Origin of the sequence: Nitratidesulfovibrio vulgaris str. Hildenborough (assembly GCF_000195755.1) — a bacterium.
Classification (GTDB): Bacteria; Desulfobacterota; Desulfovibrionia; order Desulfovibrionales; family Desulfovibrionaceae; genus Nitratidesulfovibrio; species Nitratidesulfovibrio vulgaris.
Genome location: NC_002937.3, coordinates 473,625 through 489,657, shown reverse-complemented (window position 1 = coordinate 489,657; position 16,033 = coordinate 473,625). Strand labels below are relative to the sequence as shown.

Here is a 16,033-nt window from a genome sequence, read left to right as displayed (position 1 = left end):
ACGTGCAACGACAGACAGCAACCGATCTCCCCGGTAGAGGTTGCTGCCCCCTTTTCATGGTACGAGGTGCGTATGCTGGACACCCTTGTTTTCGGATGCGTCGCGTTTCCTCTTCTGGCGGCCCTAGCGGTCTATTTCGTCAGGGGAGAAGCGGCACGGCGTCTGATCGTCCCCGGTGCGGTGGCGGTCACGGCCCTGTCTGCTCTCGGAATGGCAGGAAGCGGCCCGATAATGTTCGCCCCGAAGTCGTTTCTCGGGATCGGACTCGACGGGCTGATAGCCTTCCTCGATTTCGCGCTGCTTTTCTACATCCTGTATCTGGGTACAAAGATGCGGCATCTGCTCATCATGGGCATGACTGTGCTGCAGATAGTTGGCCTTATCTATCTTGAGTTCTTCCTGATGGATCATGGCGCGACCGTACCCGGCTTCTACGTGGACAGCCTCTCGCTGACGATGGTGCTCATCATCAGCTTTGTGGGCGGCCTCATCTGTGTATACGGCCTCGGCTACATGAAAGAGCACGAAGAACACCTGCACCTGCCCCAGACGAAGCAGCCCCGGTTCTTCTTCTTCGTCGTGCTCTTCCTCGGCGCCATGAACGGCCTCGTGCTCTCCAACAACCTCGCATGGATGTACTTCTTCTGGGAAATCACCACGCTGTGCTCGTTCATGCTCATCGGGCATGACGGCACGGACGAGGCCAAGACCAACGCCACCCGCGCCCTGTGGATGAACATGGTGGGCGGGGTCGCCTTCGTCTTCGCGCTGCTCTTCCTCCAGAAGGGCATGGGGACCCTCTCGGTGCAGGACATCCTCGCCCGTGCGGTCGAACCCGAGATGCGGACCACCGCCGTGCTCCTGCCCATGGCCATGCTGTGCCTCGCCGGTTTCACCAAGTCGGCGCAGCTGCCCTTCCAGAGCTGGCTGTGCGGAGCCATGGTCGCTCCCACGCCGGTGTCGGCCCTGCTGCACTCCTCCACCATGGTCAAGGCCGGTGTGTACCTCATCCTGCGCATGGCCCCCGGCTATGCGGGGACGGCCCTCTCCACGGGTGTGGCGCTGTTCGGCGCGTTCACCTTCATCGTCACCTCCGCACTGGCGGCAGGCCAGAGCAACGGCAAGAAGATCCTCGCCTACTCCACCATCGCCAACCTCGGCCTCATCGTGGCGTGTGCCGGCATCAACACGGCGGCTTCGGTGGCAGCGGCCATGATGCTCATCATCTTCCACGCCATCTCGAAGGGCCTGCTCTTCCTGTGCGTGGGTGCCATCGAGCAGAAGATCGGCTCGCGCAACATCGAGGACATGCGCAACCTCTTCGAGCGCATGCCCCGCACCGCGGTCATCACCGTCATCGGCATCGTCACCATGATGCTGCCGCCCTTCGGCATGCTCATCGCCAAGTGGATGGCCATCGAGTCTGCGGCGGGCGCCATGTCTGCCATGCCGCTGCTGGTCATCATGATCGCCCTCGGCAGCGCACTCACCGTGCTGTTCTGGGCACGCTGGGCAGGCATCATGCTGGGCAGCTCGCGTCCCGGCTTCGGCCCGATGCAGGAAGAACAGGACATCACCATCCGGCTGCCCCTCGTCTCGCTGGTTGGTGGCGCGCTGGTGCTCTCGCTGCTCGCCCCGTTCGTCTACACCGGCCTCGTCGAACCGGCCATCGCCATGTACGCCAAGGCCAGCGCCTACGGCGTGAGCATCGGCACCATCGGCAACACCATGGGTGCCTTCGCCGTGTACCCGCTGTACCTGCTCCTCGGTGCCGGGTTCTACTACGCATGGCGGGCCGCGCGTAACACGCCCGACTCGGCGGCAAGCCTGCCCTACATGGGCGGCTCGCAGATGACGCAGGACGGCGTGGTCGGCTTCAACGGCCCCATGAACCAGTTCGTGCCCAACGCCGCAGGCAACTACTACCTTGAGAAGCTCTTCGGCGAAGCCCAGCTGACCAAGCCCGGCAACGTCGTCGCCATCGTGCTTCTGATCCTCATGATCGGAGGGATGCTGTAATGTTCAAACTCATCCTCGCCCTCATCGGGCTTGCGGCCACGCCCGTCCTCGGCGGTCTCATCGCCGGTCTCGACCGTCGCATCACCGCCCGCCTTCAGTCGCGCTTCGGGCCGCCCATACTCCAGCCCTTCTACGACGTGCTGAAGCTCCTCGGCAAAGCGCCGATGGTGGTCAACTCGTGGCAGGTGCTGTGCGCCTACATCTACGTGGTCTCCTCCGCCCTTGCGGTCTTCCTGTTCTTCATGCAGGGCGACCTGCTGCTGCTCTTCTTCGTGATGACGGTGGGCGCGGTCTTCCAGGTGGTGGGTGCCCTGTCGGTCAACTCGCCCTACAGCCAGGTCGGCGCACAGCGTGAGCTCATCCAGATGCTCGCCTACGAGCCGCTGATCATCCTCGTGTTCGTGGGCATCTCCATGGCCACGGGCAGCTTCATGATCTCCGACGTCTACGCGCTGGAAAAGCCGCTGCTCACGCAGATGCCGTTCCTGTTCATCGCGCTGGGCTATGCGCTGACCATCAAGCTGCGCAAGTCGCCCTTCGACATCTCCGCATGTCACCACGCGCATCAGGAAATCGTGCGCGGCGTGCTCACCGAGTACTCGGGCCCGCACCTTGCACTGCTTGAGATAGGCCACTGGTTCGACGTGGTGCTGATTCTCGGCCTGTGCACCCTGTTCTGGCACACCAGCCTGACCGGCATGCTGCTGCTTCTGGCTGTGACCTACTTCATCGAAGTGCTCATCGACAACATCACTGCCCGCATGACGTGGCAGTGGATGCTCAAGGGCGCGCTCGGCGTGGGCCTCGTGCTGTCGATGTTCAACATCCTTTGGCTGTACGTCAGCTAGGCGGAGGCAGAGATGAGTCTCATCAAAGACTGGATCAACAAGGGCCGCCTCAAGTCCCCGTGGGTCGTCCACTTCGACTGTGGTTCGTGCAACGGCTGCGACATTGAAGTGCTCGCCTGCCTTACCCCCGTGTTCGACGTCGAACGCTTCGGCATCATCAACGTGGGCAACCCCAAGCACGCCGACGTACTGCTGGTGACCGGCACGGTCAACCATCGCAACAAGAAGGTGCTCAAGAACATCTACGACCAGATGCCCGACCCCAAGGCCGTCATCGCCATCGGGGCCTGCGGCAGTTCGGGCGGCGTGTTCCGCGAGTGCTACAACGTCGTCGGCGGCGTCGACCAGGTCATCCCCGTCGACGTCTATGTGCCGGGCTGCCCGGCCAAGCCCGAGGCCATCATCGACGGCGTGGTCACCGCGCTTGAGGTGGTCAAGGCCAAGCTTGGTCTCGCCGAGATGCCCAAAGTGACCGTCATCGAGTAGGCAAGCCTCTCACGACGTTAAGACGAGGAAACACCATGCCCAACCATACCGAGATACTGAACGCCAAACCCATCGCCATCGACGCCATCGTCGGCGAGGCCAAGGCGCTCTTCGAGCAGGACTACAGGCTCGTCACCTACTCGGTGGTCGATCTTGGCGACGGCAACGTCGACATCATCTACCACTTCGACAAGGACCTCGAGTTCGTGCACTACCGGCTGACGACCCCCAAGGACCAGCCCATCCCCAGCCTGACGCCGGTGTATTTCGCCGCCCTGCTCATCGAAAACGAGGCCCGTGACCAGTTCGGCCTGACCTTTGACGGTCTGGTGCTCGACTTCAACAGGACCCTCTACCTGGATGACGAGATCACGGGCAGCATGTCCGCCCCGTTCTGCAAGATCTCCACCATCCAGAAGAAGGCATAAGAGGTAGGTCCCATGTCCCGCACCATCATTCCTTTCGGCCCGCAGCATCCGGTTCTGCCGGAGCCCCTGCACCTGAAGCTGGTCGTCGAGGACGAGACCGTGGTCGAAGCCATTCCGGCCCTCGGCTACGTCCACCGCGGCCTCGAGACCCTCGCCTCCATCCGCGACTACAACCAGATGGTCTACGTGGTCGAGCGCGTGTGCGGCATCTGCTCGTGCATCCACGCCATGTGCTACTGCCAGTCGCTCGAGTGCATGATGAACGTCGAAGTGCCCCGTCGCGCCAAGGTCCTGCGCACCATCTGGTCGGAACTGCACCGTATCCACAGCCACCTGCTGTGGCTCGGTCTCTTCGCCGACGGCTTCGGCTTCGAGAGCCTGTTCATGCAGTTCTGGAAAGTGCGCGAGCGCGTCATGGACATCAACGAAGCCACAGCGGGCAACCGCGTGGTCATCTCCACCAACATCGTGGGTGGTGTGCGCCGCGACCTGTCGCCTGAACACCAGAAGTGGATTCTCGACGAGATGAACCACCTCGAACGCGAAATCCGTGCCCTGATGACCACCATCCTCGACGACTACACCGTGTGCAAGCGCACCAAGGGTGTGGGCGTACTCACCGCACAGCAGGCCATCCAGCTTGGTGCCGTCGGCCCCATGCTGCGCGGCAGCGGCGTGGCGCAGGACGCCCGCCAGCTGCAGTACGCGGCCTTCGACGAACTCGACTTCGAACCCATCGCCGTACCCGACGGCGACTCGTGGGCACGCTGCAAGGTGCGCTTCCTCGAAGTGCTCCAGTCGGTAGACCTCGTGCGTCAGGCCATCTCCAAGCTTCCGGACACCGAACTCTCCGTGAAGGTTCCCGGCAAGCCGGAAGGTGAAGTCGTGGCGCGTGTGGAACAGCCGCGTGGCGAGCTCATGTACTACGTCAAGGGTAACGGCTCGAAGCACCTTGAACGTGTACGCATCCGCACTCCCACATTCGCCAACATCCCGCCGCTGCTCGCCATCATGGGCGGTCTGCAACTGGCGGACGTGCCCGTGGCGGTACTGTCCATCGACCCGTGCATCAGCTGCACAGAGCGCTAGCAGCAGGGAGACAACACCATGTACATGCTCAGCAACGTCCTCAAGAACCTGTCGCGCAAGTACGCGACGCGGCTCTATCCGTTCCAGACCCGTCCGGCCTTCGAAGGCTTCCGCGGGCGTCTCGTGAACAAGATCGAAGACTGCATCTTCTGCAAGAGCTGCCAGATAAAGTGCCCCTCGCAGTGCATCACGGTCGACCCCAAGGCCGGCACGTGGGACTGCGACCCCTTCGCCTGCGTCTACTGCTCTGTATGCGTCGATGCCTGCCCCACGCAGTGCCTCTCGATGGTGAACGTGCACCGCGCGCCCGCCCCCGAGAAGTTCGTGGTACAGCTGCAGGGTACGCCCCGCCGCTCGAAGAAGGCCGAAAAGGCCGAGGCGCCTGCGGCCCCTCAGGCTGCCGAGACGGCTTCCGAATAGCGGCAGCTGCACCTGCAACCATGTCTGACAAAGGGGCACGGCGAACGCCGTGCCCCTTCTCATGTTCAGGCTGTCCCCATCGTTGCGGACAAGGCCAGCCCGGTCTTCACTTCATTGCCCTGCACTTCGCTGCCAACGTCTGTCACCGCATGAACGTGACACCAAGGGCACTCGGGCAAGCCATCGACAAGGTGTACTGCCTACGGCCCCCCAGCACGGGGACTGGTACATGGGCTGGCATATGGCCCGGCGCAAGGCGCGTCAGCAGTCAGGCAGACAGCTGCCCGAAGACATCCTCGTCCGCATCCCGCCCCGGATGTAAGATACCGGCGCCAGCCCTGAAGCGTATACGCCGGTCACACATCCGAGAAGTCCCGGGACAGGGCAGAGAACCTACGCTGCGGGGATTACAGACGCCGCAACGCCCTGCCATTCACGCACAAGCCATGCGCCTTCGAGTACTGCCGGGGCAGCTTCGATGAAGCACCGCATATCCTCCGTATTCTTGTGCGCCTCCAGCGAGGCACGGTCGGCCCAAAGTTCGACCACCATGAATACGCGCGGATTTCCGGCCTGACGCTGCACCTCGTACCGCAGCACTCCGGCATGGTGTGAGGTGGCGGCGGCGAGTCCTGCAAGAAGTTCAGCGGCCTTGGCCTCATGCCCTTCCCTTGCGACGACTTCGGCGGTAATGGCAATCATATCATGATGCATGGCGTTCTCCTGTACTCCGATGGGCTCGCCCCCTGCCGGAGAAGGTTACATGGTTACGCTTCAAGGGTGGATTCGGAACGACATGAAACGTCATGACAGACCAGGCCAACGTCCATGAACACCCGGCGGCTTGGCTGCAGACCGTGGGGCACTTACGGGATATGCCCCGCCCGCACCCGCTTCATGATGTGCAGCCAAAAGACCATCGAAGCAAGAAGGCACCACGCCGATACCGCGTACCCTGCACGAACCTTACAGCAGCCCGCCCCGTGCGCCGTACGCAGGATACCCTTTGCGGGCCTTCAACATGGACGGCGTTCCTTGGTAGCCCATTGCGTCAGGGAGTGCCCACGATAAGGTCCCAGAAAGAAATGCAAACTGGATCATCTTCGTCGGTTCATGCTTTTCACGGGCACGTGCCTGTACCCGACGCCTGCAAGCCCATGGCATTGTACTTTCGCAGAAGGATGGAAGAACATGGCGGATACGGCGCAACACGCAGGGCATCATGCCCCGCCTGAAGGGCAAGGCCCTTGCGGACGAGACACGAATGAGATTGCCAAGGGCGACGCCACCGGCACAGCGGCAGTCGCCAACGAGGCGGCACCTCAGCCCGATGACGCACCACACCGCCCCCCCGGCCATGCGGCCCTGTTCCTCTCCTTCCTGCGCGTGGGTCTGACGGCCTTCGGAGGCCCCGCCATGTTGCCCCATGTGCGGCGCATGGTCGTTGAACGGCGTCGATGGCTCGATGAAAAATCGTTCAAGGCCACGGTCGCCATCTGTCAGGCCGTACCGGGTGCCACGGTCATGCAGGTATCGGCGCATTGCGGACTGAAGCTACGCGGTGTGCCCGGCATGCTGACAGCCTTCGCAGGCTTCGTACTGCCCGCCTTCGCCATGATCACGACCCTTGCCGCACTGTACTGGCAGAATCATGAACTTCCGGCCTTCCAGCACGCGTTCACGGGCATCAAGGCTGTGACACTCGCCATCATGGTGCATGGCGGCATGGATTTCGCCGTTCGCTATCTCCGGTCGTGGGCCGACAGGGTCATAGCCCTTGCCGTATGCGGACTGGCACTCCTTGAACTGCACCCGCTGCTTCCGCTGGGCCTCGCCGTCGCCGCCGGACTCCTCGTCTACAGGGAGGAGGATGTGCCCGTGCCACAGCCCTGCACCAAGACAGCACAGACGATGCCGGGCGCTGGCTGCCCCCGGGAGAACCGCAACTTCAGGAAGGGTGCGATACGACTGACGGCGGGTCTTGCACTCACGCTGACGTTCCTCGTGGTGCTGGCGCTCGCTGCACCACGGCTGTATGAGCTAGCCGTCTCCATGATGCGTACCGACCTCGTGGCCTTCGGCGGTGCGCTGGCATCGCTGCCCGTCATGCGACACGAGGTGGTGGAATTGCGGGGCTGGATGCCCGATTCGGCCTTTCTCGACGGCATCGCCATCGGGCAGGTAACTCCCGGCCCCATCATCATGGCATCGGCCTTCATCGGATGGCGGGTCGACCAGCTTCTCGGTGCCGTCATCGCCGCGGTGTCCATCTTCACCCCGTCACTGCTCTTCCTGCTGACGGCGGATACGCTGGTGTCTCTGATCGAACGCTCCCGGTTGTATCACCGCGGCGTACGCGCCAGCCTCGCCGCCCTTTCGGGGCTTCTGTTCTCACTGGTGGTCGCCGTGGTCCGCTCACTGCCTCCCGAACCACTCCCGGCGCTCCTTGCCATAGGAGGTTTCGTGGCGCTGTGGCGCAAGGTCGACCCCGGCATCGTCGTGATAGGGGCGGCTGCCATCTCGGTGCTTTCCGCGTTGCTCTGACCTGCATCGGCAGGGTCTTGCAAACGACGCTGGAACCGACGGGGCGAGGCGAAGAGCATCTGCCGCTGACGGGGCAAGAGACGCGCAGCGCAGACCGCCTATGCAGGACAGCCTGACAGACGGCAGAGGACAACGCCCCTGCCCGGTGCAAGGCGACAGGCATCCACCATCAGCCGCAACAGGACGCGGGCAGGACTCAGGCAGGATTCAGGCTGCGTGGGCAGACTTGCCCGAGGGGACGCCAGAGGCGGGAAGGGACGCCAGACGGGCGTCCAGCGGAAAGCGCAGTTCGCGGTCGACCGTAAGGAAGGCCAGCGGCGTGGCGCACCGGCAGGCTGTACGGGCCGTATCGAGGGCCTCGCTGCCTATGGGGTCGATATCAAGCACGGCGGAACCGTAGGGGTCACGCAAGACGTCCACCACGGCACGCGCGCTGATGTCGAGCATCATGCCGAGGTAGGCACGGTCGGCAGCGTGGGGCATCATCCTGTGCACGATGCGCAAGGAACGCCGGAACGACTGACGCCCCGCCACCGCCACGCTACCGCGGAACAGCTGCTTCTTGAGACGGAACGGCAAGGCGGCCTTGTCCGTGGCACGCAACAGGGCGCTATCGGCTTCGGACATGGCATCGAAGAGCCTGTACGAGGCACCGTCCCACTCCACAAGCCTGTCAGCCTGCATCTCGATGTAGACATGCGAGAACTTGCCGCTGCCGGGTGTGCCGGGCAGCAGGTTGGGCACGTAGTGGTTATGGGCCACGGTGTCCGCAGCGAGGTGGGCGAGATAGCCCGCCGCATAGGCACGCAACTCGGGCGTGTCGGCTTCGTCCAGCAGGGCGTGCGCCGTCGACCAGTTATGGCTGTGCCCCGGCTTCACCCTGCACCCCTTGCCGATGAAGATATCGGCGGAAAGCGAACCGTAGCGGAAGGCGGCGGGATGGGCCCCCACCACCTGTGCGAGGGCGGCGGGCAGCAGGGGCAGATGGTCGAGAAGCCACGAGGCCGTAGCCATGTGGATACCCGGCCCCCAGGCGAGTGCGTCTCCGGGCAGGAGCAGCACCATGAGCATGGCAAGGAACAAGGGGAAACGAAGCATCAGCGGGGATACCTCTTCAGGCTTGACGTCTGCGACACGAGGTGTCGCGCGACCCCCTACATACGCACGGCGCAGAGGCTGTCAAGCCCCGACGCAACATGCCGCCAGACAAGGTCATTTCATGGCATTTTCCGGCATGTCCCGGACAGGGATCGCCACCATGCGCCCATGCCTCCCCGTCTGCTCACAGATACGGAGAGAAGAGCCAGAACAGGGCATCCCGCACCCGCGTGGCGAAGGGTCTACTGGCCAGCATACTGGCCTGAACCTCTTCGCTCATGCGCCGCACCGTGTCGAAATGCCTGTTCAACTGCCGCACGACGCTGGTGTCGAAGACCTCCACCGTCAATTCGAAGTTGAGCCGCAGACTGCGCGTGTCGATGTTGGCCGACCCGACCTGCGCATAGTAGCCGTCGACCAGCAACAGCTTGGAATGCGAGAAGGGCGGCGGCTGGTAGAAGACGCGCACCCCGCTGTCCACAAGGCTTTCCAGCAGGTGTCGTGTGGCCCAGTGCACGAAGGGAAGGTTGTTGCGGGCAGGCAGCATGACGCGCACATCGACCCCGCGCAGGGCCGCTGCCCGCAGGGCGCTGATGATCTCACGCGACGGCAGGAAGTACGGGGTCACGATGCGCACCGAGCGCGAGGCGCTGGAGATGATGCCGCATAGCAGGTCGTGCAGACGTTCTGCGCGGTCGCCCGGCCCTTCGAGCACCGTACGACAGAGCGAATCGCCACAGGGTTCATCGTGAACCGGGGCCGTCAGGGCATAGTCTCCCGTGAGGAAACCCCAGTCACGCAGGAAGACCTCCTGCAACTGTGCCACGATGGGGCCCGTGAACAGGAAATGCACATCCTGCACACGGCGCGGATTGTCGGTGGCCATGAGGTGATGGTCACCCACGTTCATGCCGCCCGTGAAACCGACATGCCCGTCGCAGACCAGCACCTTGCGGTGGTTGCGCAGGTTCACGGAAAGCTGCGGTGGCAACAGGTGCGGCGGCAGGAATCTCTCGACGCGCACTCCGCGACGCTTCAGGCGCGACCACGCCCTCGGCCACGAATAGAGTCCCCCCACACCGTCGATGATGACCCGGACGTCGACCCCGCGTTCAGCCGCATCGGCGAGGGAATCCACGAACTGTTCGCCTATGCGCCGGCCACCGAAGATGTACGTGGTGAGAAAGACACTGTGTTCGGCCTTGTCGATGGCCTCGACCATGGCGGGATAGGCGTCTTCGCCATTATACAGCGGACGCACGGTATTGCCCCCCGCAAGGGGTCTTCCGGTGACCATGCGTCCGACACGTGCCAGGGCGCGAAACCGTGGGGGTATGTAGGTATCCGAAACGGTACCCGGCGGGTCGTCCTCTTCCGGCCCTCCATGCAACCTCTCACCCTGACGACGCCTCCTGTTCTCCGTGGCTGCCAGAAGCTGGGCCGCACGGCTATGGACGCGGTTGATGCCGAAGATGAAATAGAAGAAGGGGCCAGCCAATGGGAACGTGAGGCTCACGGCAATCCAGCCGAGGGCCGAACGCGGGTCGCGCTTGGTGAGCAGGGCATGCAGCGCAGCGACCACAGATGGCGCGTAGGAGATGGGCAGCAGTATCCAGTGCAGCGTGGTCATGGCATTCCGGTGTCGGTGATGGCTTCTCCCGTTCCGTTCCGCAATCGTCCAGAGTCCGGTGGCGCAGGTTCACCCTGCGCACCTCTCGTCCTCGTCATATGGAGAGGGGCGGCACGGACGCAAGACCGACCATGCCGCCCGTCGATTTCCTGCTATCGCGCGACCAGTACCGGAACGGTGCTCTGGTGCAGCACCCCGTGGGCGACGCTGCCCATGACCATTCCCTCGAAGTCGGTCAGCCCCCGCGACCCCATGACGATGAGGTCGCACGCCTCCCTCTCGCAGACGGAGAGAATGGCCTGCACCGGCGCACCGACGACCACATGTTCCACATAGGGCACACCCGCACCGGAAAGTGCGGTCCTGTATGGCTCGAGCAATGCGTCGGCCTCGGTCACGCATTCCTTCATGAGTTGCTCTCGTGCCTCACCACCTATCAGTGCCGGGATATCACCGTAACTGTGCACAAGCACGACTGTGGAGCCCCCCTCGGCCAGGGCCAGGGCATGTCGCAACGCCAGTCGGGCATGTTCGGAGCCGTCGACGGGAAGCAGTATCTTCGAAAACGACATCGGCACCTCCATAGGTGTTCTGCTCCCCTGCAGGGGCAGCATGAGGTTCACTGATTCTGGCGCATAGTTGCACGTTGCCACACGCAAGGCAAGCCCGTGCCTGTCAGGTATGCCGAAGTGGTTGCGCAGGAGCACAGTTCGCATATACTCGGAAATTGATGTTCCCTAACGGAGGCCACATGCGACTTTCCCCCGAAGGCAGCCAGTCACCTCGCACGCTTCAGACGGCAGAAGCCACCAACTTCGCTGTCTTGCGCGTGGGCGTCGACGGCGTGGTACGACACGCCGACGCCAGCGGGGAGGCCCTCCTCGGAGAGGTGTGCGGCGTACGCCTCGAGACAGTGCTGCAGACGACGCCCCGCACCCCTGTCCCTCCATGGTCGGGCAATGCCCTCCTGCTGTGCCGCGAGGGGCCGACAGCGTGCAGGGCAACGTTCACCTCGCTTCCCGGCGAGGATGGTCTTCTGGTATGCCTAGACCTCACGCCCCCTTCTGCAGACACGTTGCTCTCACTCCGTCATAGCGGTCTGCCCGTAGCCCTGCGTGACGCAGACTCCATCTTCCGCTTCGTCAGCCCCGCCTTCGCGGCGCTCTTCGGCATCCCCGAACGTGCATTCCGTAACGCCCCGCCCGAAAGCGTGCTCCCCAAGAGCAGCGCCAGAGCACTACGGCAGGCGGACAGGGCCACGCTCTTGCGTATGGAGGCCCACGCGCACACCATCCCCCTCTCCGCAGAGGAACAACCCGTGCGGTGCACCTCAATCCCCCTGCCGCGAACGGCATGGGGAACAGCGGTCCTGTCGATAGTCCTCCACACGGATGACGACACCTTCGCGCCCGATGTCGACCCGGCATCGGGCATGGGGCCTTACGCCCCGTGGCAGATTCTGCTGGATGAGATGCCGGGACTGCTCGCCCTCACGGACTTCGAGGGGCGGGTCCAGTTGCTCAACAAGGCGGGGCACACCCTCTTGCGCCTTCCGGACGGCATCGCACGCGGCAGGCACCGTGCCGAACTCCTGCCCGAACGCATCGCCGCGCTGCTGGCGGCCGACAATGAACGGATGCAGCGTGAAGGCACCCCGTCACAACTGGAAGTCACCCTGCCGCGGTACGGACACGATGGCAGCGACAGGACGTTCCTCGTGCAACGTTTCCCGGTTCGCGACCATTCCGGAGGCATGCAAGGGGTCGGCACGGTCGCCATGGAAATCTCCGCCCTCAAGAACACCGAGGCGGGACTGCGCCAGCGACTCACCAACATCGAGGCCATGGTCGCGACCCGCACGGAAGAACTGCGTGTGGCCAACGAGGCACTCCACCGCTCCTCCACACGCTTCCGCGCCCTCTTCGACTACGCGCCCGACGGACTGCTACTCCAGCGGGACGACGGGACCCTGCTCGATTGCAACCGCATGGCCGAAGCCACCCTCGGGCTGTCGCGCCATGAACTGCTGGCCCTGAAAGCCCGCGACATATGCCGGGAAGGGCACGCCCTGCCCGTCCCGGAGAGTGAAGACACCCCGCTGCGCACCCGTACCGAGCTTCTCCGCGGGGGCGTAGCGTTCCCTGCTGAAGTCAGCGTCCGTTCTCTGGACATCGAGGGAGAGCGCACCCTTCTCGTCGCACTCCGCGACATCTCGTCGCGGATTCACACTGAGCACCGCCTCAACCTCTTCGAACTCGTCTTCCGCAATGCCCTTGAGGGCATCCTCATCACCGACGCCTCGGGCGCCATCCTCGCCGTCAACCCGGCATTCACCACCATCACCGGCTGGAACGAACGCGACGCCGTGGGGCGCAACCCGCGCATCCTCAAATCCAACAGGCATGACCGCGGATTCTACGAACGCCTGTGGCACTCGCTACATGAACGCGGCGCATGGGAAGGCGAGATATGGAACCGCCGCATCAACGGCGAGAACTACCCTGAATGGCTCAGCATCAGTGCCATCCGCGACGAGTCGGGCGCCACGACCAACTATGTGGCCCTCTTCCACGACATCTCGGACCTCAAGGCCAAGGAGGCGCAGATACGCTATCAGGGGATGCACGACGCCCTCACCGGACTTCCCAACCGTGCGTTGCTGCTGGAACGTCTGGCAGGCGAACTCAAGGAGGGACAGGGCACGGGCAGGCTATGCGGGCTGCTGTACATCGACATCGACAACTTCAAGACCATCAACGACAGCCTCGGGCATGAGGCCGGTGACAAGTTCATTGCCGAGGTGGCAGAGCATCTCACCCTGCTCATCCGTCCCGAGGACACCCTCTCGCGGCTTGGGGGCGACGAGTATGTCATCCTCGTGGCCAACCCCGGTGAAGAACGCGAGGTCGTGCTCGTGGCCGAGCGCATCCTGCATCACTTCTCGCAACCTATCGCACTGCTCGACAGGGAACTCCATGTCGGGCTCAGCATCGGCATCGCCATCCATCCCGCCGACGGCAAGGGGCCGGACGAACTGCTCACCAACGCCGACCTCGCCATGTATCGCGCCAAGGCGCAGGGCAAGAACACCTATGAGCGGTTCTCGCCCCACCTCCACGACAGGATACGCAGCCGCATGGAACTCGAGGGACGATTGCGCCACGCCTTGCGTCATGGCGAAATCGTGCCGCACTTCCAGCCCCGTGTGGACCTCGCCACCGGGCGCATCGTGGGGGCCGAGGCACTGGCCCGGTGGACACTGCCCGATGGGACACGCATCTCGCCCGGCGAGTTCATTCCCGTAGCCGAAGACCTTGGCCTCATCTTCGACCTCGGCGAACACATGCTTCGCAGTTCACTCGCCTTCACCCGCGCACTCATGGATGAAGGACTGCCCGACATCACCATGGCGGTGAACCTGTCACTGGTGCAATGCCGCCACGCAGACCTTGTGGGGCGAGTGCTGGCTGCGCTTCGTGATACGGGCGTCCCGCCCGAGCGCCTCGAACTCGAAATCACGGAGAGCGCCATCATGTCGGATGTGACGCGCACCCTGCGCCGACTCGACCGGCTGGCGGCCCTCGGCATCACGCTCGCCGTCGACGACTTCGGCACGGGGTATTCCTCGCTGTACCACCTCAAGCACATGCCCCTGCACACCCTGAAGATAGACCAGAGTTTCGTGCGCGACCTGCCCCACGTGGCCGGAAGCCGCACCATCGCCCTGACCATGCTCGCCATGGCACGCAATCTCGACCTCGACGTCATCGCCGAAGGCGTGGAGACCGGTGCGCAGATGCACTTCCTGCGTGACCATGGCTGCCGTGTTGTGCAGGGCTTTCTCTTCAGTCCCGCCGTACCCGGAGACCGGCTGTTCGACCTGCTGCGCCGGGGCGTCTGCTTCGACGTCAATGTCGCGCCCGGCGAACTTTCATTCGACCATCCCTGACAGCCGCCCGCGTTGTGCAGCTACAGCGCCGCAATCTGCGACACTGGCAGTAGGTCACGCCGATGCGCCAGTCAGAAGCGTTCCTCCGGAACGCCCACCGGGGTGCATCGGCCCGGTATCGCTCTCACGGGGATGCGAACGCAATGAGCCCCTGAAACGCAACATCCCCCATGCGAAGAACCGCACGGGGGATGTTCCTTCCATTCCGGGGGCCACGCCCGACGAGGTCCGGCGAGGCGTGCTGCAAGCCATCGCGCAGGGAATCACCCCGAAGCCGCGCGACCGCAGAAGCGTACGAAGCGGCCTGTCATCGGGCCATGCGCTGGATGATGCCCATGATGTCGTAGACCAGCCGCGCTGCCGCGAAATCGGCGGCGTGCCATCCTGCGATGGGGGCGAGTTCAACGACATCGAAACCGAGCACCCTGCGTCCGGACACGGAACGTTCCACCAGCCGCAGGGCATCATACCAGCCAAGCCCACCCGGCACGGGCGTTCCCGTGGCGGGCATGATGGAAGGGTCGAGGCCGTCCACATCGAAAGTCACATAGACACTTTCCGGAAAGTCATCGGGAAGCGGTCGTGCAGGCACGCCTGAACGGGCCAGTTGCGCCGCATCCCAGTGCGTCACCCCGGCTTCACGCCGGAAAGCCACCTCTTCCGTGCACAAGGCGCGCACCCCGTACTGCACAAGCGGTAGCCCAAGGTCGGACACGGCACGCCGCATCACGCTGGCGTGACTCCACCGCGACCCCTCGTAGCTGTCGCGCAAGTCGGCATGGGCATCGAACTGCACCACCCCGAATCGGCCGAACCGTTCACGCAGGGCCGCAAGTGCCCCATAGGTGACGGTGTGCTCACCACCCAGCAGGACAGGCGTCCCCCCCGCATCAAGAACGCTTCGGGTCGCTCGGGAGATGCGGTCGAGAACCGCCTCGGCGTCGCCCGTGCAGTCCACGGGGGGGTGCGTGTGGATGCCCTGCGCCGCCGGGATGGATAACCCGTCCCACAACTCAAGCTGGTCAGAGGCGTCGAGGATGGCGTCAGGCCCTGCGCCCGTTCCCCCTCCATACGAGACAGAGGCTTCGAAAGGCGCGGGGATGACATGGAACCGGGCCTCTTCCGGCGCGATATCGTCCAGTTCGGAAGCCAGAAAACGCTTGTGCGGCGAGTCTGTCATGGATGTTCCTTCAGCGGCGCAGGTGTTCACGCGCCTTGATGTCGAGATAGGGGATGAGACCGAACAGCCGCCGCAACGCCACCACCACCGAAGTCGCCCCCGGTGCCGGTTCAAGCCGGGCGTCCACCCAGAGCACCAGCCCGTCACGTTCAGTCCGTTGCATGTCGCGGGGCATCTTGCCCGCCACGGGTTCTCCCACGCTCACGGCGGGGAGGCTCGATACCGAGCCGCACCCCGCTCAGCCGCAACCGGCCTGCAGACGTTGCCAGAGGCTGACCACGCCGCCACGCCTTGCGATGTACTCCCGTGCCTCGGGGGATACCTCCACAGACGGCGGAGTGC

14 protein-coding genes are annotated in these 16,033 nt (G+C 64.0%); 8 read left to right on the top strand and 6 right to left on the bottom strand.

Going from position 1 to position 16,033, the window contains the following annotated elements; translation table 11 throughout:
- The first annotated feature begins 72 nt into the window (after nt 1–72).
- From DVU_RS02110 to DVU_RS02085, 6 genes are read left to right on the top strand one after another with little or no spacing between them, the layout of a single operon-like run.
- On the top strand, nt 73–2,019 hold the full coding sequence (locus tag DVU_RS02110) for an NADH-quinone oxidoreductase subunit 5 family protein (RefSeq protein WP_010937741.1): 1,947 nt from the start codon (nt 73–75) through the stop codon (nt 2,017–2,019).
- Nucleotides 2,019–2,867 (top strand): respiratory chain complex I subunit 1 family protein, encoded by an 849-nt coding sequence (locus DVU_RS02105; RefSeq protein WP_010937740.1) that lies wholly within the window; start codon nt 2,019–2,021, stop codon nt 2,865–2,867. The genes DVU_RS02110 and DVU_RS02105 overlap by 1 nt, the downstream gene beginning before the upstream one ends.
- Before the next feature lie 12 nt (nt 2,868–2,879).
- Nucleotides 2,880–3,353 (top strand): NADH-quinone oxidoreductase subunit B family protein, encoded by a 474-nt coding sequence (locus tag DVU_RS02100; protein WP_010937739.1) that lies wholly within the window; start codon nt 2,880–2,882, stop codon nt 3,351–3,353.
- A 35-nt stretch (nt 3,354–3,388) separates the two neighbouring features.
- Nucleotides 3,389–3,781: an NADH-quinone oxidoreductase subunit C gene (locus tag DVU_RS02095; protein WP_010937738.1), complete on the top strand. Its 393-nt coding sequence runs from the start codon at nt 3,389–3,391 to the stop codon at nt 3,779–3,781.
- 12 nt (nt 3,782–3,793) lie between these two features.
- Complete coding sequence (locus DVU_RS02090; protein WP_010937737.1) at nt 3,794–4,870, top strand: hydrogenase large subunit; 1,077 nt, start codon at nt 3,794–3,796, stop codon at nt 4,868–4,870.
- Nucleotides 4,871–4,888: 18 nt separating this feature from the next.
- A complete protein-coding gene (locus tag DVU_RS02085) occupies nt 4,889–5,290 on the top strand; it encodes a 4Fe-4S dicluster domain-containing protein (RefSeq protein WP_010937736.1) in 402 nt (133 codons plus the stop codon).
- A 393-nt stretch (nt 5,291–5,683) separates the two neighbouring features.
- Here the strand turns inward: DVU_RS02085 and DVU_RS02080 are convergent, their stop codons facing one another.
- The gene (locus DVU_RS02080) at nt 5,684–6,004 is read right to left on the bottom strand and encodes a putative quinol monooxygenase (RefSeq protein WP_010937735.1); all 321 of its coding nucleotides are present in this window, start codon (nt 6,002–6,004) and stop codon (nt 5,684–5,686) included.
- Nucleotides 6,005–6,481: 477 nt separating this feature from the next.
- Between DVU_RS02080 and chrA the strand changes: the two genes are divergently transcribed.
- Entirely contained in the window at nt 6,482–7,834 is a 1,353-nt protein-coding gene (chrA, locus tag DVU_RS02075; RefSeq protein WP_010937733.1) for a chromate efflux transporter, read from the top strand.
- Between the two features lie 207 nt (nt 7,835–8,041).
- Here chrA and DVU_RS02070 read toward each other — a convergent pair whose 3' ends face one another.
- From DVU_RS02070 to DVU_RS02060, 3 genes are all read right to left on the bottom strand, one after another.
- The gene (locus tag DVU_RS02070; RefSeq protein ID WP_011792899.1) at nt 8,042–8,932 is read right to left on the bottom strand and encodes a zinc dependent phospholipase C family protein; all 891 of its coding nucleotides are present in this window, start codon (nt 8,930–8,932) and stop codon (nt 8,042–8,044) included.
- Between the two features lie 184 nt (nt 8,933–9,116).
- Entirely contained in the window at nt 9,117–10,562 is a 1,446-nt protein-coding gene (gene cls, locus DVU_RS02065) for a cardiolipin synthase (protein WP_010937731.1), read from the bottom strand.
- Between the two features lie 152 nt (nt 10,563–10,714).
- Nucleotides 10,715–11,134, bottom strand: a complete 420-nt coding sequence (locus DVU_RS02060) for a universal stress protein (RefSeq protein WP_014524235.1) — start codon at nt 11,132–11,134, stop codon at nt 10,715–10,717.
- 179 nt (nt 11,135–11,313) lie between these two features.
- Here DVU_RS02060 and DVU_RS02055 point away from each other — a divergent pair, with 179 nt between their 5' ends.
- Nucleotides 11,314–14,511 carry an EAL domain-containing protein gene (locus DVU_RS02055; protein ID WP_014524234.1) on the top strand — a complete coding sequence of 1,066 codons (3,198 nt, stop codon included), beginning with the start codon at nt 11,314–11,316 and terminating at the stop codon, nt 14,509–14,511.
- A gap of 307 nt (nt 14,512–14,818) precedes the next feature.
- Here DVU_RS02055 and speB read toward each other — a convergent pair whose 3' ends face one another.
- Both speB and DVU_RS16675 read right to left on the bottom strand, forming a co-directional pair.
- A complete protein-coding gene (gene speB / locus DVU_RS02050) occupies nt 14,819–15,691 on the bottom strand; it encodes an agmatinase (RefSeq protein ID WP_010937728.1) in 873 nt (290 codons plus the stop codon).
- A gap of 10 nt (nt 15,692–15,701) precedes the next feature.
- Nucleotides 15,702–15,878 (bottom strand): hypothetical protein, encoded by a 177-nt coding sequence (locus DVU_RS16675; RefSeq protein ID WP_010937727.1) that lies wholly within the window; start codon nt 15,876–15,878, stop codon nt 15,702–15,704.
- Nucleotides 15,879–16,033 lie beyond the last annotated feature (155 nt).